This window comes from Acidovorax sp. NN32, assembly GCF_057597245.1.
In genome coordinates, this window is the sequence record NZ_CP199679.1 from 4761112 (window position 1) to 4779732 (window position 18621).

The following is an 18621-nucleotide window of genomic DNA, read 5'->3' on the forward strand; positions in this document are numbered from 1 at the left end:
ACTCCTCAGTCTTCAAAAATGGCGACCGCGCGCGTCCAGCCAGCCGAGGCACCGCGGATCTTGTGGGGGAAGCAGCTGATCGTGAACCCCGTGGCCGGCAGCGCCTCCAGGTTGTGCAACTTCTCAAGATGGCAGTAGCCGATGTCGCGGCCCGCCTTGTGGCCCTCCCAGATCAGGGCCTTGTTGCCCGTCTCGGCCACGCGCTGGGCGGTGTACGAAAACGGTGCATCCCAGCTCCAGGCATCGGTGCCCGTGAGGCGCACACCGCGCTCCAGCAGGTACATCGTCGCTTCGTAGCCCATACCGCAACCGGCGCCCAGGTAGTCCTTGTGCCCGTAGCGCGACCCAGCACGGGTGTTGACCACCACGATGTCGAGCGGCTGCAGCGTGTGGCCGATGCGGGCCAGCTCGGCCTCAACATCGACCGCAGTGGCCACATAGCCATCGGGCAGGTGGCGGAAGTCCAGCTTCACGCCTGGCTGGAAGCACCACTCCAGCGGCACCTCGTCGATGGTGATAGAGGGGCGGGCACCGCCGTTCTTTGCATCCTGCGTGGAATGAAAGTGCCACGGCGCATCCAAGTGGGTGCCGTTGTGCGTGGTCAGCGTCACCCATTCGGCAGCCGCTGCTTCGCCGTTGGGGTAGTCCTCGGGCTGGGTGCCAGGGATCATGGCCATGAATTCGGGCAGCGTGTCGGCGTGCTTCTGGTACGTGATCTTGGGCGCCAAGGGGGGCGGGTCGGAGAGGACATCGTTTTCCAGATAGATGGAAAGGTCCACAAAGCGGCGTTGGGGTTTGGTCATGGCAGGGGGTACAAAGCTCACTCAGGCACCACACCCACGGTGCGGGCAAGGGCCTGGTGGATCTGAATTTCGGATTGGTAAAACTTTTCCAGGGCGTCCAGCGACAGCGGCTCCTGGGGCTCGGTGCCATTGGCGCGCAGAAAGCTCTGGACCTCGGCGTCGCGCAGGGCCACGCCGAAGGCCCGGTGCAGGCGATGCACCGCCGCTTCGGGGGTATTGCGCGCCACCAGCAGCGCGCCCCAGGCGGTGTGTTCAAAGCCTTTGAGCGCTGCAGACAGCTGGCTCAGCGGTGCGACGTGTGGCAGCAGCGAAGGCGCCTTGGCGGCGGTGCTGCCGAAGGCGCGCAGCTTGCCGGTCTCCAGCATGTTCAGCGCAGCGCCCCCCAACGGCACAAAGGACAGATCGATCTGATTGCCCATGAGGTCCTGCACGACCGGTGGCACGCCCCGGTACGGCACATGCACCAGCGGCACGCCACACAGGCGCGCCCACTGGGTTCCCATCAGGTGGATCATCGAGCCTTGCCCGATGTGCCCGAAGGTCAGCGGCTTGCCGACGGCAGCCGCTTGCCGCGCCATGTCCAGCAACTGCGCGTGGGTGCTGGCAGGCATGTCGGCCCGGCCTGCCAGCACATAGCTGGTCCGCCCCAGCGTGCCGACGGCGCGCATCTGCTCGGGCTTGTACCGGGCGCTGGCCAGTGACAAGGGGGTGAGGATGGGCTCGGTCTGCGAGACCACCACCACCGTCGCACCATCGGCAGGCGCGTTCAGCATGCGCTGCACACCAATGGAGCCACCGGCGCCCGGCAGGTTCTCGATGACGATGGTCTGGCCCAGCTCCCGTTGCATCAGTGTCTGGAGCTTGCGTGCGAACACATCGCTGGGGTTGCCAGCGGGCTGGGGCACGATGAAGGTGATGTGCCGGCCCGACTGTGCATAGACCCACGGCGCAGCCATGCCCGCTGCAGCCGCCACCAGGCAGGTGCGCCGGCGGAGCCGGGGCTGCGTCTGCACAAAGGAAACAAGGCGGCTCATGCCATGCCTTTCACTGCAGCGGCAGTACCCGGAGCACGGTGAATGCGTGCAAATGCATAGACCGCCACTGCGTCGATCACCAAGGCCGCCACCCCCAGGCTGCCATAGCCCCAGGTCTTGACCAGGGTGCCACCGAGGATGGGGCCAATGGCCGCACCGAACATGAGCATGGCGGGGGTGGCAGCCAAAGCCCGACCGCTGGGGTCCAGACGCGCCAGCACGCCAAAGGCAAAGGTGTGCGTGAAGATCATCACGGCCGCAAACACGGCGGCGGCTGCGGCATAGGGCGCAAACACGGGCGAGTTCATGATCACCACCACCAGCAAGGCCTGGAGCGCAGGTCCCGACAGCAGAACGCTGCGGGCAGCCCAGCGCTTTTCCAGCACAGCGGCCAACGCTGCGGGAAAGAGGTTGACGACGCCCAGGGCAATCAGCACGCCGGTGACGGCCTGAAGTCCGTAGCCCCGGTCACTGCCCACGCGCTCCAGAAAGCTGAAGGTCATGGACTGCACCAGCCCGAGCGCCGCGATGCCCAGCACGCCCCACCAGACCGCAGCGGGCAGAGGCGCAGCCGGAGCCCGCGAAGTGGCCGCGCCGCCTACGCTGTCGGCCTCGGGAAACGCCAGAGCCGCCACCACCGCGCCCACTGCCATGACGCCGGCAAAGACCTGGAACAACACGGGTCCACCCAGCTTGGCCACCAGCACGGGGGTGCCCCCCAGGAACGCGATGGCAAATACCCCCAGTGCCATGCCCACCAGGGCGAACATGCGGTGGGGGTTGAGGCTGCGGGCAATGGTGCCATGGGTAACGCTCAGGGCCGTGCCGGCCGCGATGCCAGCTCCGGCATGCAACAGCGCCAACAGCGCAAACTGGGTGGTGGTGGAGGCCGCGGCAAACGCCACGGCAGCGCCGGCAAAGCCGCAGGTCGCCACGGCGCGCCCGCGCAACAACTGAAAGAACGGCGCCAACACCAGGCTGGCAGCCACCGCTCCAGCCAAAAACAGCGTCGCCAGCAAGCCGGCCTGCTGGGGGTCGAACCGGTACACCGATATCAGCGTGCCCACCCAGACGGGCAAGGCCACCAGATCCACCATGCCTGCGCAATGGCCCACCATCAGGGCCACCCGGCCCCGCAGCGATTGGGTTGTGATCATGCTCACCTCGCCTCAGATGGGTTGGGACAACGCCATGAGGGACTCGCGCATGATGCGCGAGTGCTCCTCCTTGTCGCCGCCTTCGATCTCGATCTCACCCAGCCGGGCGGAGTTTTCGACCACCATGCGGCAGCGCTCCCAGCGCCGGGCTTCAAAGGCCGACAACGCGGTCGGTACATCGCCCGCCTGCGCCAGTTCATCGGCCAGCACCAAGGCGTCCTCGATACCGATACAGGCCCCTGACGCCAGATGCGGCGTGGTGGCGTGCACCGTGTCACCAATCAGCACCACCCGGCCGCGCGACCACGGGCGTGGCATGAGCAGGCCTTCGAGCGGGCGAAACACAATCTGTGAATCCGGTCCGATCTGGCTGCGGATGGACTGCAGCGTGGGTGCGGAAAACCCGTCGAGCAATGCGCGCAAACGGTCCGCAAAGGTGGCCGGATCAACATGGTCGTTGGTCGGGCGCGGCTCGGTGACGAAGAGGTACATCTCAGTCTTGGAGACAGGGTTCACGCCGGGTTTGATCTTCGGGCCCATCCACATCGTGGCGGTCTCGATCTCTGGCGGCTTGGGAAGCACGGCACGCCACACGGCCTGGCCGCTGTAGCGCGGCTGGGGTGCGTTTTCAAACACCGTCTCACGCACCTTGGAGTACAGGCCATCGGCACCGATCACCAGGTCATAGCGCTGGCGCTGTCCATCGGTGAAGGTGACCTGTACGCCATCGGCCTCTTGCTCAATGGCAGAGAAGGTGCAGCCCAGGCGGACGTTGGCGCCCGCCGCGCGGGTGGCCTCGGCCAGGATGCGGGCCAGCACCGGGCGCATGATGGCGCCGCCGCCTGGAACATCGGCCCCCGCAATACGGGGCGTGGGCAAGGTGGCCACCAGAGGGCCGTGGGGCAGGTGCAGGTTCACGCCGTCCGAGGCGTTACCCTGCGCCAGAAACGCTTCGAGAATTCCCAGGCGCCGAAACGCCCGCAGCGTGGCGCCCCCCAGGCTGATGCCCGCACCGTAGCTGCGCCAGCCAGGGTCGATCTCTACCAGGTCCACCTGCGCACCCAGCTTGCGCAGTTCGATGGCGGCTGCCATGCCGGAAAAGCCCCCGCCGATGATCAAAATCCGTTGGTGAGAAAGGCTCATGGGTTTGTCTCCTTGTGATTGGTAGGGGCGATGTGGATCTCGCCGTTCGCTTGTACTGTCAATGGCACGGGCACCAAGGCGTCGCCCAGGCACGGGCCCAAGGTACACAACCCGGTGGTGATGTCAAACAGCGCACCGTGGGCCGCGCAGACGATGCGATCACCTGCTGCATTCAGGTACTGGTCCTTGCGCCATGCCATGGGGGTGTCCAGGTGGGGGCACAGATCGGCATAGGCGTACAGCCGCTCGCCCTGGCGCACGATGAGCACCGTGTCCTGCCCACGGCCTGCGGGGTCAAAGCCCCGCGACTCACCATCGGGCAGATCGTTCCAGTGGCAGAGCTTCATGGTCGGCTCTCAGTGCGGTGCACCCGCAGGTGGCGGGCCCGAAGGCGCCCACTTCTCGCGGTGTTGAAAGAGGAAGAGCTGCGAAGCATCGGCACTCATCGGCACCTCGCGCGCGGCCCAGGTGTCGTCATGCTGGTCCATGTCGGCGTCGTACTCCACGTGGCAGCCCAGGGGCGAGTTGAAGTACCAGAACCAGTTGCTACCAAACTTGTGGCGACCCGGCCCCCAGAAGCTCTGGTAGCCCTTTTCAACAAACCGCGTCCCCGCCAGCAACACATCGGTGGGGCCGCCCATATGGAAGGTGAAGTGCTCGCAGCCCTTCATGAACGGCGGCGTCTGAATCATGAACAAGGTGTGATGGTCTTGCGTGCCCGCAGGGCGCAAGAACGGCCCCACACCCGTGAAGCGATCGGTGCACACAAAGCCCAGTCGGGCGTAGAACGCCTCGGCCTTGGCCGCGTCGGGCACGAAATACACCACATGCGACAGCGAACGGGGCCGCGCCGCCATGTCGGGCGACAGGCCCAGGGCGTTGGGCCCACGCTGCGGGACGGCACCGGGCGCGTTCACGGCCTCGGCAGGCAATGCCAGCGGCTTGCGCACCGTGACCTGGAAAGCGAGGGCAAAGCCCAAGTCATCGGTGGTGCGCAGCACATCGCCCTGGCGCACCACGGCCCGGTCGCGCGCCAGCTCGGCTTCGATGGCGTCGAGCGTGGCCGCATCTGCGACCCCGTAGACCGTTTCGCGCAACATGCTGGCAGTGCCCAGCGCGGGTGGCAGAGAAGGGTCGCCCTGGGAGCGGATCTCCACGCACGTGCCGTCCAGCGCTTCAAAGCGCCCACCCGCAGCGGTGACGCCCACGGGAGTGAGCCCGTAGTCGGTGAGGTACTGGGCGCAGGCAGCGACGTCGTCCACGCCAAAAACGAGCGCGTCGGGTCCAATGATGTTCATCTGTTGATCCTTGGTTGTAGAGGTTGTCAGGGCAGGTGCGGGGCTCTCAGGCGGTATGACCACCCAGGGTCTGGGCCACCCAGTCAGCGATGTAGTGGCCGGCGTTGATGCTGTTGTCAAAGCTGGCGTGCTGCGATCCACCCTCGCGGTCGGTGAACACCTTGAGTTCGCGCTGGGGGCTGTTGACCAGCTGCTCGTAGGTGCGGTGCGCCCACTTGAGCGGGATCTGCGAGTCGCGCTCGCCGTGCGTCACCAGGAAAGGCACCTTGATCTTCTCGACCACACCATCGAGGTGCACGTTTTCCGCGATGTGCATGAATTCGTCCACGTCCTTGGCGCCCCAGACCCAGCACACGTGAGCCCAGTAGTGCGGCACGGGGAAGTCGCCCTCTTTCTCCAACCGGCGCTTTTGCACATCACGCCAGTCGTGGTTGGCGCCCCAGGCCACGCCACAGGCAAAACGCGGCTCCATGGCCACGGCGCGTGGGCAGTAGTAGCCGCCCAGCGATACGCCCTCGCAGCCGATGCGCTTCGGGTCCACGTCGGGGTGCTGCTCCAGCCAGTCCACCACGCGGCTGGCCCAGTGTTCGGTGTCGTACCGCGCCGTCAACCCCTGCAGCCGCAGCGCCTCGCCGGTGCCTGGCTGGTCCACCACCAGAGAGGACACGCCGCGTTGGGCCAGCCATGCGGGCAACCCGACCAGATACTTCATTTCCTTGGTGGAATCGAGGCCATTGAGTTGCACCAACAAAGGCGCGCGCTTGCCCGGCTGCAGGCCGTGGGCCGGGTAGTACAACGCGGACAGGTGGGTGCCCTCGTAGGGAATCTCCACCCGTTGCACCCGGTCGCCCAGCAACTGCGAACCCTTGAGAAACAACTCAAGCTCGCGCTGATAGACGGCAAGCCGCCCGGGCGCGTTGTGCGCCTGCAAGCGCTCGGCGGTGATCAGATAGCTGGAGGCGCGGCGGTATTTCTCGCCAGCTGAATACAGCCAGCCGCGCGCTTCATCTTCTTCGGCCAAGCCGCAGAGCTTGTCCGCCATGCGCACCCAGGTTTCACGGAAGGCCTGCGTGCCAGCGGCATCGGGCGCCTTGGCGGCCTCTTGCAGCGGAGCGCACATCTCCTCGATTTCACCGATGCGTGCGCCCATCTCGATGGCCAGATCGACCGAGAGGTTCCAGACGTAGTTGGTAGGAAAGTACTTGAACATAGGATCACTTTGCGGGGGCTTGGGAGGCACGCGGGCCAATGCCCAGCGTGCCAAAAAAGACGGCCGTGGGCGCGTCGGAAAAGTCGGGGACAAAGCGGAAGGACTGGATCCGCCCATCGGTCACACGGAGCACATCGCGGCCCACGATGCGTTCCACACCGGCACGGCGATACAGCTCGCTGCGCACCTCCAGCAGCGCAGACACCCGGTCCCCATCCACCTCGGTGCTCAGCACAGACAAGCGGGCCTGCGGCCGAACCACCGTGGCGTCGATGTAGTGCGCCAGGCAGCTGGGGTTGTCCATGGCAGGAGTGCAGCCGGGAAAGTCCGATCGCTCCACCTCCGGCGCGATGAGCGCGCGCACGGCGGCCATGTCACCCGCGTGGACTGCGGCGATGTAGCGATCCAGCACTTCGGTCGGTTGGGGGCTGGGCTCGGCCTGTGCGCAGACGCATGCCAGCAACAGACCGGCAGCAACGCACATCGTGTGGGTCGTGGTCATGGTTCGTCCTCGTTGTCAATCAATGAGCGCCTTGCGGTACCCCGTGCACGTCGCGCGCGGTTGCACGGGCGTTGGCGACGGGCGCCGCAGGCTTGAGTAAAAAGTGGGCCAGTGCGGGCAACAACACCAGCGCCCCCAGCATGTTCCAGAGGAACATGAACGCCAGCAGCAAGCCCATGTCGGCCTGGAACTTGATCGGGCTCGCCACCCAGGTGATCACGCCCACGGCCAGCGTCACACCCGTCAGCATCACCACCTTGCCGGTGAACAGCAGGGCGCGGTAGTACGCCTCCGACAGGCTCTTGCCTTCGCGCAGTTGCGACAGCGTGATGGACAGGATGTAGAGCGCGTAGTCCACGCCGATGCCCACGCCCAGCGCAATCACCGGCAGCGTGGCGACCTTCACGCCCATGCCCAGCGCCACCATCAACGCTTCGGCCAGGAAAGACGTGACCACCAGCGGCAGCACGGCCACCACCACCGCCTTCCACGAGCGGAAGGTCACAAAACACAGCACGACCACCGCCCCGTACACCATGAGCAGCATGGTTCGCCACGCGTCCTTGACCACGATGTTGGTGGCTGCCTCAATACCCGCAGACCCGGCGGCCAGCAGAAACTGGGTGTCTGCCGTGTTGTTGCGCTGGGCAAAGGCCTCGATGTGGGCCACAACCCGCGCCAGGGTGTCGGCCTTGTGGTCGCGCAGATAGACGTACACCGTCAACAACCCACAGGCATCGTTGTAGAGCCCACGGGGTGCGCTGGCCGTCACGGTGTTGAGCATGTCCTGGTTGGGCAAGAACTCGTACCACCGTGGGTTGCCTTCGTTAAGGCCCGACAGCACCCGGCGGTTGAGCAGAGAGAGCGAGTTGGTGCTCTCGACGCCGTCGATCTGGCGCAGCTCCCATTCGAGCGCATCGACCTTGTTCAGCGCATCGAAGTGGGAGCACTGCCCCTCAGGCGTCTTGACCATCACCGCCAGCACGTCACTGCCCGCGCCATAGGCTGCGTTCATGAATCCCACATCGCGGTTGTAGCGGCTGTCTGCGCGCAACTCGGGCGCCCCCGGGTCCAGGTCGCCAATCTTGAGCTGCGTGCTGACCAGAAGACCCCCCACCCCCATTACCAGCCCGGCGGCCACGGCCACCGTGGCCCAGGGCCGTTGGGTGAAGCGGTCGAGCAGGGTCCACAGCGGGTGTTTGGCAGCTCCCGCCGCATCGGCCTGTTCGGCGCGCAGACTGCGCTCGGCAGCCACCGCACTGACGCCGGTGTAGCTCAACAATATGGGCAACAGGATCAGGTTGGTGAAGATCAGCACGGCCACGCCAATCGACGCGGCAATCGCCAGTTCGCGGATGACCTGGATGTCGATGACCAGCAGCACGGCAAACCCAACTGCGTCTGCCAGCAGGGCCGTCAAGCCCGCCAGGAACAGGCGCCGGAAGGTGAAGCGCGCCGCCACCAGCTTGTCCACGCCCCGTCCCACGTCCTGCATGATGCCGTTCATCTTTTGCGCACCATGGCTCATGCCGATGGCAAACACCAGAAACGGCACCAGGATGGAATACGGGTCGAGTGCATACCCCAGCAAAGGCAGCAGGCCCAGCTGCCACACCACGGCCACCAGCGACGCCAGCACCACCAGCAGCGAGGAACGGATGCAGCGCGTGTACCAGAACACCATGGCCGTGGCGATGGCTACCGCCATGGCAAAGAACACCAGCACGGCCCGTACGCCATCAATCAGGTCGCCCACGATCTTGGCAAAGCCGGTGATGTGGATAGCCACGCCTTCAGCCTCGTACTTTCCGCGCAGCGTCTCCAACTGCCGCGACAGCAGGGCGTAGTCGAGCGACTGGCCCTGGGCATCCTTGGCCAGCAGGGGCACAAAGATCACGGTCGATGCGGCATCGCGCGCTACCGTCTGGCCGATCTCTCCGGAGCGCGCCACGTTCGCCGCGAGTTGCTGCAGCTTGGCTGACGATCCATCAAAACCATCGGGAATGACCGGCCCGCCTTCCAGGCCCTCTTCGGTGACACCCACCCAGCGTGTGGTGGGGGTCCACAGCGACTTCATCCGAGCACGGTCCACACCCGGCAGCAGGAAGACTTCGTCAGACAGGCGGCGCAGGGTGTCCAGGTACTGCGCGTCATAGATGTTGCCCTGGGGGCGGGCAACGGCCACGCGCACCGCATTGCCCAGGCCACTGAGTTCCGACTGGTAGGCCAGAAAATTCTGGATGTAGGGGTGACTCGTGGGAATGGTCTTTTCAAAGCTGGCATTGAGCTGAAGCCGCGTGGCCTGCCAACCCAGCAGGGCAGTGACCAGGGCGCAAAGCAACACGACTACGGCTCGGTGGTTGAACAGCGCGCGCTCGATCAACGAGCCCGAGCGGGTATCGAAGGAGGGCACGCTCATGGCCGTGCCTTCTGTGCCACCACAGGCACTACACCGGCTACGCCCAGTGCGAGCAAGGGGCCCTCACGCTGCGGCAGCAGCGCCGACGGCACGGGTACGGGCGCCGCGTTCAGGGGCACCAGTGCCTCGCCCTGCTGGCGTAGCACTGCGCCCGCCTGTGTGGCAAACCACAGTCCGCCATTGCCGTCGTCGGCCACGGCGGTGATCGCGCTCTGCGTGGGCGATGCCAGCTGCGACCAGGTGTTGCCCACGTCGTCCGAGCGCCAGGCGTTGCCCCGCAGGCCCGCTAGGACCACACGCCCGTTGGCGTTCAGATCGCCCGCAAACCAGCTGCCCTTGTAAGGCGATGGCAAAGCCTCAAACGTAATGCCGCCATCGCTGGAGCGGGCGAGCAGCCCCTGCTCTCCCGCCAGCAGCAGGGTATTGCCCTGGCGCCGCGCCACATACCAGTGCAGGGACTTGGGATTGGGCAACCTGCCCATCCAGGACGCCCAGGTCTGTCCACCATCGGCGGTGTAGAAGGCCAAGCCATAGGCGCCCACCGCCAGCATGCGCTGGGCGTCCCACACCACCACATCCATGAAGGGCTTGTCCGGGCCATCGGCCATCAGGCGCTCTGCGTCCTGCAGCGCCTGGGGCGTGGTAGCGGCCGCCTTGGCCAGCGCGGCCAGGCGCCGGCCGTCCAGCCGCAGCGCCCAGCTGGCGCCGGCATCGGACGTGGTCAGCACCGTGCCGCCATGGCCCACGGCTACACCGTGGCGCTCGTCCGCAAAACGTACCATCGTCAGGCTCACACTGACCGGGCAGGCCGCCTGTCGCCAGGTCACGCCCCGGTCGTCGGACAGCGCGACCACTCCGCGCTCGCCCACCGCCACCAGCCGCTGCCCTGCTGCGGCAGCTGCCAGCAGCACGGCGCGCTGAGGAGCCTTCACGCTCAGTGCAGGGCGCTGGAGTGCATCCCCCACCTGTGCGAAGGCGCAGCCCGCCCCCGCCGCAGCGATGGCTGCAGCTACATAGATCGCAATACGCATGGTTCAGTCCCGCTCAGCGGACACCCTCGCCCGCCATGGCATCGGGCGAGAAGAAGCTGTCCGGGCGACGCGGCACGATCTTGTAGTGCTGGTTGCGCTCGTTGACCACGCCGCTGGCATACCAGGCACCAGAGATCAGGTCGTTGAAGCCCCACTGCTGCTGCGGCGTGGTGGCAGGAAGGTCAGGCATCACCACCGGGTGGGACCAGATGGTCTTCCACAGCTGGCCTTTGGCATCCCAGCGGTCGCCCAGCACGGCCACCCAGGTGTCTTCGTCCACGTAGTAGCGGCTCTTGGGTGCCTGGTGGCGCTGGCCGGGCTTGAGGGTGGCCTCCACCACCCACACGCGGTGCAGCTCCCAGCGCACGTGGTCGGGGTTCAGGTGATTGGCCAATAGCACATCGCTGTCCTTGGTGGGCGTATGCAGGCGGTTGCTGTTGTAGGGGATCAGCATCTCCTGCTTGCCCACGACCTTCCAGTCAAAGCGGTCGTTGCGCCCGGCAAAGACGTCGATTTCGTCGAAACTTGCCACACCTGCGGTGGCAGGCGTGGGCGTGTCGCAGCAGGCATTGGGCAGCTTGCGCACGCGGCGCTGCCCCGTCAGGTACACCCACGATGCGCTCTTGTCCTGGTCCAGGTGCGACCGGCCCGTGATGGCCTCGCCCGCACGCACCGGTGGGCCGCTGTTGACCAGGCGGATGGTCCAGTACTCGCCTGTGAACTTGTCGTGCTGGCCTTGGGCGTAGTAGGGCATCTGGAAGTCACCACGCCCCTCCACCGACAGCACGCGCTGGCCATTGGCCGTGCCCAGGTAGCCCCGGAAGTCGGCCTGCCAAGCCTCTCCACGCCAGTGAAGTTCATGGTTGGCCATGATCTCCTCGCCGGTCTTGGGGATGGGGAACGGAATGCCACTGTAGGCACCTGTGACCTTCTCACCATCGAGCTTGGCCTGCACGGCATTCTTGGCTGTGTAGTCATACACCCACTGCGGCGCAGCGGCGGTGCGGTGCGTTTTGTACACATCGACCCGGAAGGTCTGCGGGTATTTTTTAAGCAGTGCCTGGGTGCCTTCGGTCAGCTTGCTCGCATGTTCGGCCATGTTGGCGGCGGTGACGCTGTACAGCGGCTTTTCGCCCGCGAACGGGTCGCCCCGGCGCCCGCCATTCTGGAACCCCGCGATGGGGGTGGTGTAGCCACCACTCCACGCGGGGATGGTGCCCTCCTTGTTGCCCGCGCGCTCGGCCCCCAGGGGGGTCAGCTCGGTTTTGAGTTTGGCGGCTTCCTCGGCGCTCACGGCGGCGTGTGCAGCGCCCAGGGCCACAGACGACAGCAGGCAGACGCCCGCGATGTGCAGGTAGTGCTTCATGACAGAGTTCCAGATCAGAAAGTGGTGCGGACCGAGAGCGTCAGCGAGTTGCGGTCTTTAAGCGCTTGCTTGTATTGCGCGTTGTTGGCGGCATCGAGCGTGGGCGCGGCCTTGCCCAGGTAATGCACATAGTTCAGCGATACGTTCCACGTGCCCAGGTACACCCCGGCCAGACCGAGGTTGATGTCGCCGCCCTTGTCCACCCCAAACCCCGGGCCGACGGCTGACGAGGCGCCGAACGTGTAGCCCATGCCGATGGAGGGGGTGAGATCCAGACCCGGCAGCACCTGCCGGTAGCTGGGCGAATACACCATGCGCACGCCAGTGGCCGATTTGTCGGCATTGGGGTTGAGCATCTGCGCATTGCGTGTGACCTTGGTGCGCTGGTTCCAGGCCACCTCGCCCACAAAGGACGCTTCGCGCGATATCCACGAAGGGCCCAGCGATGCGATCCAGGACACTTGCGCGTGCGCGGTCTCGCCCACCGCGTAGCCCGGGTTGCTGTTGTTGTTGAGGCCCGCATTCACGCCAATGGTGGCCAGGGTGGACTGCCCAGAGCTGGCCAGGGGCGCGTTGTGGCGCACCGAGACTTCCCCAGCCAGGCCCCAGTTATCAATCGTTTTGGAGAAGCTGGCGCCATAGGCGCGCACGCCCTCGTGGTACATCCAGCGGTAGCTGCTGGCTCTCAGCGCGGGGGGCAGGCCTACCAGCACGTTGTTGATGTTGCTGGGGGTGGTGGCGTGGTAGCGGATGGCATAGAAACCCAGATCGGTGTCGATGGACTCGACCCGCCAGCGCAGCTGCAAGCCGCCCTGGCCCGAGTTCTTGGCATCCAGGTCCGCCTGCCGGATGAACGTGCCCGTTGGCCCCGCATTGATGCGCTCTGCACCCGGGCCCAGCGAATCACTGGTCGAGAGGTAGGCCCCCACGGGCATCAGCCGGGTCTTCTCCCACTCGTAGTTCACGTACGCGCCCACCGTCACGTCGGACGACAGTTGCACCTGCCCCGAGACCTTGCCGGTCGGCCGGGCCACTTCCTTGAAGGTGGAGTTGGGCACCGACAGCAGCTTGATCAGGTCCAGCGGGGCCTGGCCGCCCGCGATGCCATTGGCGCCAAAGAACAGGCTCTCTCCCCACAACAGGGTGTGGCGGCCCAGGCGCACCGTGGCGGGCTTGTCGGCCACATCAAAGCGCCCGTACACAAAGGCGTCCAGCAGCTCGGCCTTGCGCCCCATGAGCTTGCGGGTCTCCGCCGGAAACTCGCTCGCAGGGCTGTGGTTGGACGTGGCGCTGGTGTTGTCCGTATGGCTGTTGTAGGCCTGGTCGTACCAGGCCGCCGCACTCAGGCGCGCACCGTAGCTGGGGCCGGTCAGATCCAGCTCGCTGAGCAGGTCCACGCGGTTGGACACCACACCACGCTTGAAATTGTTGTTGCCGTCGTTTTGGTTGGCCGCCAGGGGCAACGCGGACGACAACTCAGGCAGTGCCGTATTGAGGCGGCCGGTGAGGCTGTATTTGACGGTGTTGTCCCAGCGCAGCTTCCAGTCGGGGTTGCCGGTGTCCAGCTCGATGGCAGAAACACAGGGGGTGACAGCCAGAGTGGCAAGGGCCAGTGCGAGGCGGCTTCTGCGGCTTTGGGCAGCACCCCGCCGCACTGCGCCTGATGGGCAGTGTTTCATCATTTGTCTCCGTTCTGTTTTTTTGAGAATCTGATGACCAAAGGGGCTGGACATCGGTTCGGTGGCTACTGTAGGGAGTAAGCTCGCATTCGAAAAATGGATTTTTCAGATTCCATCAATTGATATCGCGGATATCAACGTTTACCCGTAGCCCATGCGATTCAACAAACTCGACCTGAACCTGCTGGTGGCGCTGGACGCGCTGCTGACCGAACGCAATATCAGCCGCGCGGGTGAGCGCATCCACCTGAGCCAGCCCGCCACCAGCAATGCGCTGGCGCGGCTGCGTGCGTATTTCGACGATGAATTGCTGGTGCCGCAGGGCCGTCAGATGGTGTTGACGCCCCGCGCTGAGGCGCTGCTGGACCCGGTGCGTGAAGTGCTGATGCGCATCGACAGCACCATCGCCGAGAAGCCCCGCTTTGACCCCTCTACCGACACCCGGAGCTTCACGCTGCTGGTGTCAGACTTCACCACCACCGTGTTCATGCAGCCGCTGATCGAGAGGCTGTTTCACGAAGCGCCCGGGGTCCAGGTGCATCTGCGGGCGCAAAACGCCCGCCCCGTGGAGCAGCTGGAGGAGTACGGGGCCGACATGCTCATCATCCCCGAGCAATATGTGTCGGCCAAACACCCGAGCATGACGCTGTTCGAGGAGACATACATGTGCGTCACCTGGACGGGCAACCCGCACATCCAAGGCCAGCTCAGCTTTGACGACTATCTGGCGGCGGGACATGTGGTGGCCGACTACTCCGGCGCGCGGCAGATCCCCGCGTTCGATGGCTGGTTTCTGGAGCGCTTTGGCGTCAAGCGCCGCATCGAAGTCACCGCGCCCACCCTCGCATCCCTGCCTAGCCTGGTGATCGGCACAGCACGCATTGCCACCGTGCACAAGCGCCTTGCTCAACGCGCGCTGCAGTACGGGCTGCCCATCCACGTATGGGAGCCCCCCCTGGAAATCCCGGTGATGCGCCAGACCCTTCAATGGCACCGCCATCGGGACAAGGACCTGGCTCTGCAGTGGTTGCGCGAGCGCGCGATCGAGGTGGCTGCGCTTATTTAGAACGTGTTCAAGATTTTTTCAGGGTCGCACAAGGCCCTTGCCGGGATGGGATGCAAGGCGCAAGGCGCGCGAGGAATGTCTTGTTTTGATCGATATCCGGCCCATCGGTACCGGCCACCCCCAGCATGCCCACGCACAATCTCCCCATCCAGCCAGACCCTTCTACGGCCTCACCATGAATTTGCCCCTGCGCCCCCGTGACCTCGCCCTCGCCCTGCTCGTCATCGTCGTCTGGGGGCTGAACTTTGCCGTGATCAAGGTGGGCGTGGCCGACATCCCTCCCATGCTGCTGGGCGCGCTGCGCTACCTTCTGGCGGCGTTTCCGGCGCTGCTGTTCGTCAAGCCACCCAAGGTACCGCTGCGGCTGTACCTGCTGTACGGCATGACCATGGCCGTGGGCCAGTTTGCCCTGCTGTTCACCGCCATCCACATGGGCATGCCTTCGGGCCTGGCCTCGCTGGTGCTGCAGGCGCAGTCGTTCTTCACGCTGCTGCTGGCAGCCTGGTGGCTGCGTGAGAAATGGCTGGGCAACCAGGTGGCGGGCCTGGCGCTGGCAGGCGTGGGGCTGGTGCTGATTGGCAGTGCACATGGGGCCTCCATGCCGCTGGCGGGCTTCGCGCTGACCGTGGCGGCGGCAGCGCTGTGGGGCTGCGGCAATATCGTGACCCGCGCCGTGGGGCGTCATGGGCCGATGAACCAGTTTGCCTTCATCGTCTGGTCCAGCCTGGTGGCGCCCCTGCCGTTTGTGGCCCTGGCGCTGGTGATGGACGGCCCCAGTGCTGTGCTGGCAGCGGTGCAAAACCTGTCGCTGAAATCCATGGCCGCCGTGGCCTACATCGCGTGGATCTCCACGCTGCTGGGCTTCGGGCTGTGGACCTACCTCATGTCGCGCTACCCCGTGAACCGTGTGGCGCCGTTCACGCTGCTGGTGCCCGTGGTGGGCCTGACCACGGGCTGGGTGGTATTTGGCGAGCAGTTGCTGCCTGTGCACTTTGCGGGCGCCGGGCTGCTGATGGCGGGGCTGGTGGTCAACCTGTTTGGCGGCACCGCCTGGACGGCGGTGATGGGGCGGCTGCGCGGGGCGCAATAAAGAAATGGGGCTTGCGCTACACCGCCAGCGGCAGCTCTGTGGTCGAAAGCACATTGCGCAGCACCATGAATGAGCGCACCTGCCGCACGCCCGGCAGGTAGAGCAGTTGCTCGGCGTGCAGGCGATTGAAGCTGTCGTTGTCGCGCGTGCGCACCAGCATGAAGTAGTCAAACTCGCCAGTGACTACATGGCATTCCATGCAGCCCGACACCTTGGCCGCCGCCTTTTCAAATTCGGCAAACGACTCGGGCGTGGAGCGGTCCAGCACCACGCCAATCATCACCAGCATGCCCGCCCCCACGGCCTGGGGGTTGAGCAGCGCGACCACCTTGTCGATGAGCCCCAGGCGCTTGAGACGCTCCACCCGGCGCAGGCAGGCGGGTGGGCTCAGGTGCACCTTTTCGGCCAAAGCCACGTTCGACAGCGACGCGTCGCGCTGCAGCTGGCGCAAGATGGCTTTGTCGGTGCGGTCCAGTTCGGCCGAGACATCGGCCTGCGGCACATTCTTGACACGAACTTTTGTTGCGCACATAGATTATTCAGAGAAATATTTTCCACTCATATTCTCTTCCATAAACCTTAAACGCCGTAATTCGAACAAATTTTGCAACCACGTGATGCGCGCATTTTTCTACGATGAAGGCACTGCAAGCCCCCCGCTTGCGCCTTCTCTTCATCGACCGGAAACCGCCATGAACCTGCAGAAATTTGCCCGCCACCCGCTCACCTTCGGCCCCTCGCCCATCACACCGCTGCCGCGCCTTTCGGCCCACCTGGGCGGCAAGGTGCACCTGTACGCCAAGCGCGAAGACTGCAACTCGGGCCTGGCTTTCGGCGGCAACAAAACCCGTAAGCTCGAATACCTCATCCCCGAAGCGATTGCAGGCGGCTACGACACGCTGGTGTCGATTGGCGGCATCCAGTCCAACCAGACGCGCCAGGTGGCTGCCGTGGCGGCGCACCTCGGCATGAAGTGCGTGCTGGTGCAGGAAAACTGGGTCAACTACTCCGACGCGGTGTACGACCGTGTGGGCAACATCGAGATGAGCCGCATCATGGGCGCCGATGTGCGCCTGGATGCTGCGGGCTTCGACATCGGCATCCGCCCCAGCTGGGAGCAGGCCATGGACGATGTGAAAAAGGCCGGTGGCAAGCCCTTCCCCATCCCGGCCGGTTGCTCCGAGCACCCGTATGGCGGCCTGGGCTTTGTGGGCTTTGCCGAAGAGGTTCGCCAGCAAGAGAAGGAGCTGGGCTTCCAGTTCGACTACATCGTCGTGTGCTCGGTCACGGGCAGCACGCAGGCCGGTATGGTGGTGGGCTTTGCAGCCGACGGCCGTGCACGCAAGGTGATCGGCATCGATGCCTCGGCCAAACCAGAGAAGACCCATGCGCAGATCCTGCGCATCGCCCAAAACACCGCCAAGCTCGTGGAGCTGGGCCAGGAGTTGACCGCCGAAGACGTGGTGCTGGACACCCGCTACGGCGGCCCTGAGTACGGCCTGCCCAACGAGGGCACGCTCGAAGCCATCCGCCTGTGCGCGCGCCAGGAAGGCATGCTCACGGACCCGGTGTACGAAGGCAAGTCCATGCACGGCATGATCGACATGGTGCGCAAGGGCGAGTTCCCCGAAGGCTCCCGCGTGTTGTACGCGCACCTGGGAGGCGTGCCAGCGCTCAACGCCTACAGCTTTCTTTTTCGCAACGGCTGATGCGTCCAGCGAGCAGCACCAGCTGGCACCGCTGGCCGGGCTGTCGTTGATCTGAGTGGCCCTGGCCTCGATGCTGGAGGCCTACGCTTTTCCCCTCCAAGGAGTGCCCCATGAAGTGCTTGCAGATCGACAGACGGCGTAGCGTGATCCACTTGGCAGCAGCCCTCGCGGGGCTGGGACTCGGAACGCCGTGGCTGGCGCTTGCCGAAGGCTATCCGACCAAGCCGATACAGCTCATCGTTCCCTTCCCGCCAGGGGGCGCCGTGGACATCGTGGGTCGAACGATCAGCAAGAAGCTGGGCGACCGCCTTGGCCAGCCCATCGTGATTGAGAACAAGGCGGGTGCAGGCACTATGGTCGGAGCGGCCTTCGTGGCCAACGCACCCGCTGATGGCTACACGCTGTTGATCAGTTCGGGCTCCACGTTCACCGTGAATCCGGCGCTCAATGCCAAGCTGCCCTACGACCCCGTCAAGAGCTATGAGCCCATCGGCATGGTGGCCCGCGTGCCGCTGATCCTGCTGGCAAACCGCGAGGTGCCCGTGGGCAATCTCAAGCAGCTGATCGGGGCGGTGCAGCGCGCTCCCGACAAGTTTTCCTACGGCTCCTTTGGCAACGGCACCACCGGCCACTTCGCGGCAGAGCTGACGTGGTCTGCCGCCGGCATCAAGGTGATGCACGTGCCCTACCGAGGCAGCGCGCCCGCCATGAGCGACCTGATGGGCGGGCAGATCCCGTTCACCATCGACACCGTGGCCGCAGCGCTGCCACAGCTCAAGGCGGGCAAGATCAAGGCCATTGCCGTCACGGGTGCAACGCGGGCCACGCAACTGCCCGACGTGCCTACGGTGGCGGAAAGTGGCTTCCCCGGGTTCTCGGCCGACTCCTGGCTGGCCGTGGTTGCGCCACGCGGCTTACCCGCCGAGGCCAAGGCCAAACTGCACAAGGCCCTGGCCGACACCCTGGCGGACGCGGAGGTCCGCAGCAAGCTCATCGCCGCCGGGCTGGAGCCGTCGTACGCCACGGGCGATGCCGTGCTCACGCAGATCGAAGACGAGTTGCCACGCATGCGTGCAATTGCACAGCGCGCGCAGATCCGCGCGGATTGAACGCC

Annotated in this window: 17 protein-coding genes; 4 read left to right on the top strand and 13 right to left on the bottom strand. The window is 65.4% G+C overall.

The features are described 5' to 3' along the window. Positions 1 to 5: 5 nt before the first annotated feature. From ACT89O_RS21940 to ACT89O_RS21995, 12 genes are read right to left on the bottom strand one after another with little or no spacing between them, the layout of a single operon-like run. Entirely contained in the window at positions 6 to 803 is a 798-nt protein-coding gene (locus tag ACT89O_RS21940) for a cyclase family protein (protein WP_121421364.1), read from the bottom strand. A gap of 17 nt (positions 804 to 820) precedes the next feature. Continuing rightward, complete coding sequence (locus ACT89O_RS21945; protein ID WP_487261183.1) at positions 821 to 1837, bottom strand: tripartite tricarboxylate transporter substrate binding protein; 1017 nt, start codon at positions 1835 to 1837, stop codon at positions 821 to 823. After that, positions 1834 to 2994 carry an MFS transporter gene (locus ACT89O_RS21950; RefSeq protein ID WP_487261184.1) on the bottom strand — a complete coding sequence of 387 codons (1161 nt, stop codon included), beginning with the start codon at positions 2992 to 2994 and terminating at the stop codon, positions 1834 to 1836. Before ACT89O_RS21950 ends, ACT89O_RS21945 begins: the two co-directional genes overlap by 4 nt. Before the next feature lie 12 nt (positions 2995 to 3006). After that, positions 3007 to 4200 carry an FAD-dependent oxidoreductase gene (locus ACT89O_RS21955; protein ID WP_487262893.1) on the bottom strand — a complete coding sequence of 398 codons (1194 nt, stop codon included), beginning with the start codon at positions 4198 to 4200 and terminating at the stop codon, positions 3007 to 3009. Continuing rightward, entirely contained in the window at positions 4134 to 4484 is a 351-nt protein-coding gene (locus ACT89O_RS21960) for a Rieske (2Fe-2S) protein (RefSeq protein WP_487261185.1), read from the bottom strand. The genes ACT89O_RS21955 and ACT89O_RS21960 overlap by 67 nt, the downstream gene beginning before the upstream one ends. 9 nt (positions 4485 to 4493) lie before the next feature. Continuing rightward, on the bottom strand, positions 4494 to 5435 hold the full coding sequence (locus tag ACT89O_RS21965) for a VOC family protein (RefSeq protein ID WP_487261186.1): 942 nt from the start codon (positions 5433 to 5435) through the stop codon (positions 4494 to 4496). Between the two features lie 46 nt (positions 5436 to 5481). Further along, on the bottom strand, positions 5482 to 6645 hold the full coding sequence (locus tag ACT89O_RS21970; protein WP_487261187.1) for an alpha/beta hydrolase family protein: 1164 nt from the start codon (positions 6643 to 6645) through the stop codon (positions 5482 to 5484). A 4-nt stretch (positions 6646 to 6649) separates the two neighbouring features. Continuing rightward, entirely contained in the window at positions 6650 to 7147 is a 498-nt protein-coding gene (locus tag ACT89O_RS21975; RefSeq protein ID WP_487261188.1) for a nuclear transport factor 2 family protein, read from the bottom strand. Positions 7148 to 7166: 19 nt separating this feature from the next. Next, on the bottom strand, positions 7167 to 9566 hold the full coding sequence (locus ACT89O_RS21980; RefSeq protein ID WP_487261189.1) for an efflux RND transporter permease subunit: 2400 nt from the start codon (positions 9564 to 9566) through the stop codon (positions 7167 to 7169). After that, positions 9563 to 10597: a WD40/YVTN/BNR-like repeat-containing protein gene (locus ACT89O_RS21985; RefSeq protein WP_487261190.1), complete on the bottom strand. Its 1035-nt coding sequence runs from the start codon at positions 10595 to 10597 to the stop codon at positions 9563 to 9565. The genes ACT89O_RS21980 and ACT89O_RS21985 overlap by 4 nt, the downstream gene beginning before the upstream one ends. 13 nt (positions 10598 to 10610) lie before the next feature. Then, on the bottom strand, positions 10611 to 11963 hold the full coding sequence (locus ACT89O_RS21990) for a DUF1329 domain-containing protein (RefSeq protein ID WP_487261191.1): 1353 nt from the start codon (positions 11961 to 11963) through the stop codon (positions 10611 to 10613). Positions 11964 to 11977: 14 nt separating this feature from the next. Then, positions 11978 to 13642 (bottom strand): DUF1302 domain-containing protein, encoded by a 1665-nt coding sequence (locus ACT89O_RS21995; protein WP_487261192.1) that lies wholly within the window; start codon positions 13640 to 13642, stop codon positions 11978 to 11980. A gap of 154 nt (positions 13643 to 13796) precedes the next feature. On the opposite strand from ACT89O_RS21995, the gene ACT89O_RS22000 reads away from it, so the two are divergent. Further along, the gene (locus tag ACT89O_RS22000) at positions 13797 to 14708 is read left to right on the top strand and encodes a LysR family transcriptional regulator (protein ID WP_487261193.1); all 912 of its coding nucleotides are present in this window, start codon (positions 13797 to 13799) and stop codon (positions 14706 to 14708) included. 187 nt (positions 14709 to 14895) lie between these two features. Continuing rightward, positions 14896 to 15798: an EamA family transporter gene (locus ACT89O_RS22005; protein ID WP_487262894.1), complete on the top strand. Its 903-nt coding sequence runs from the start codon at positions 14896 to 14898 to the stop codon at positions 15796 to 15798. A 16-nt stretch (positions 15799 to 15814) separates the two neighbouring features. On the opposite strand, the gene ACT89O_RS22010 is transcribed toward ACT89O_RS22005, so the two are convergent. Further along, positions 15815 to 16330: an Lrp/AsnC family transcriptional regulator gene (locus ACT89O_RS22010; protein ID WP_055401991.1), complete on the bottom strand. Its 516-nt coding sequence runs from the start codon at positions 16328 to 16330 to the stop codon at positions 15815 to 15817. 160 nt (positions 16331 to 16490) lie between these two features. Between ACT89O_RS22010 and ACT89O_RS22015 the strand changes: the two genes are divergently transcribed. Beyond that, positions 16491 to 17507 (top strand): 1-aminocyclopropane-1-carboxylate deaminase, encoded by a 1017-nt coding sequence (locus ACT89O_RS22015; protein WP_055401993.1) that lies wholly within the window; start codon positions 16491 to 16493, stop codon positions 17505 to 17507. A 110-nt stretch (positions 17508 to 17617) separates the two neighbouring features. Further along, positions 17618 to 18616 (top strand): Bug family tripartite tricarboxylate transporter substrate binding protein, encoded by a 999-nt coding sequence (locus tag ACT89O_RS22020; protein ID WP_487261194.1) that lies wholly within the window; start codon positions 17618 to 17620, stop codon positions 18614 to 18616. Positions 18617 to 18621: the final 5 nt, after the last annotated feature.

Coding starts and splice junctions, on each gene's coding strand:
- ACT89O_RS21940 (WP_121421364.1), bottom strand. CDS start 803: ATGACCAAACCCCAACGCCGCTTTGTGGACCTTTCCATCTATCTGGAA.
- ACT89O_RS21945 (WP_487261183.1), bottom strand. CDS start 1,837: ATGAGCCGCCTTGTTTCCTTTGTGCAGACGCAGCCCCGGCTCCGCCGG.
- ACT89O_RS21950 (WP_487261184.1), bottom strand. CDS start 2,994: ATGATCACAACCCAATCGCTGCGGGGCCGGGTGGCCCTGATGGTGGGC.
- ACT89O_RS21960 (WP_487261185.1), bottom strand. CDS start 4,484: ATGAAGCTCTGCCACTGGAACGATCTGCCCGATGGTGAGTCGCGGGGC.
- ACT89O_RS21965 (WP_487261186.1), bottom strand. CDS start 5,435: ATGAACATCATTGGACCCGACGCGCTCGTTTTTGGCGTGGACGACGTC.
- ACT89O_RS21970 (WP_487261187.1), bottom strand. CDS start 6,645: ATGTTCAAGTACTTTCCTACCAACTACGTCTGGAACCTCTCGGTCGAT.
- ACT89O_RS21975 (WP_487261188.1), bottom strand. CDS start 7,147: ATGACCACGACCCACACGATGTGCGTTGCTGCCGGTCTGTTGCTGGCA.
- ACT89O_RS21980 (WP_487261189.1), bottom strand. CDS start 9,566: ATGAGCGTGCCCTCCTTCGATACCCGCTCGGGCTCGTTGATCGAGCGC.
- ACT89O_RS21985 (WP_487261190.1), bottom strand. CDS start 10,597: ATGCGTATTGCGATCTATGTAGCTGCAGCCATCGCTGCGGCGGGGGCG.
- ACT89O_RS21990 (WP_487261191.1), bottom strand. CDS start 11,963: ATGAAGCACTACCTGCACATCGCGGGCGTCTGCCTGCTGTCGTCTGTG.
- ACT89O_RS21995 (WP_487261192.1), bottom strand. CDS start 13,642: ATGAAACACTGCCCATCAGGCGCAGTGCGGCGGGGTGCTGCCCAAAGC.
- ACT89O_RS22000 (WP_487261193.1), top strand. CDS start 13,797: ATGCGATTCAACAAACTCGACCTGAACCTGCTGGTGGCGCTGGACGCG.
- ACT89O_RS22010 (WP_055401991.1), bottom strand. CDS start 16,330: ATGTGCGCAACAAAAGTTCGTGTCAAGAATGTGCCGCAGGCCGATGTC.
- ACT89O_RS22015 (WP_055401993.1), top strand. CDS start 16,491: ATGAACCTGCAGAAATTTGCCCGCCACCCGCTCACCTTCGGCCCCTCG.
- ACT89O_RS22020 (WP_487261194.1), top strand. CDS start 17,618: ATGAAGTGCTTGCAGATCGACAGACGGCGTAGCGTGATCCACTTGGCA.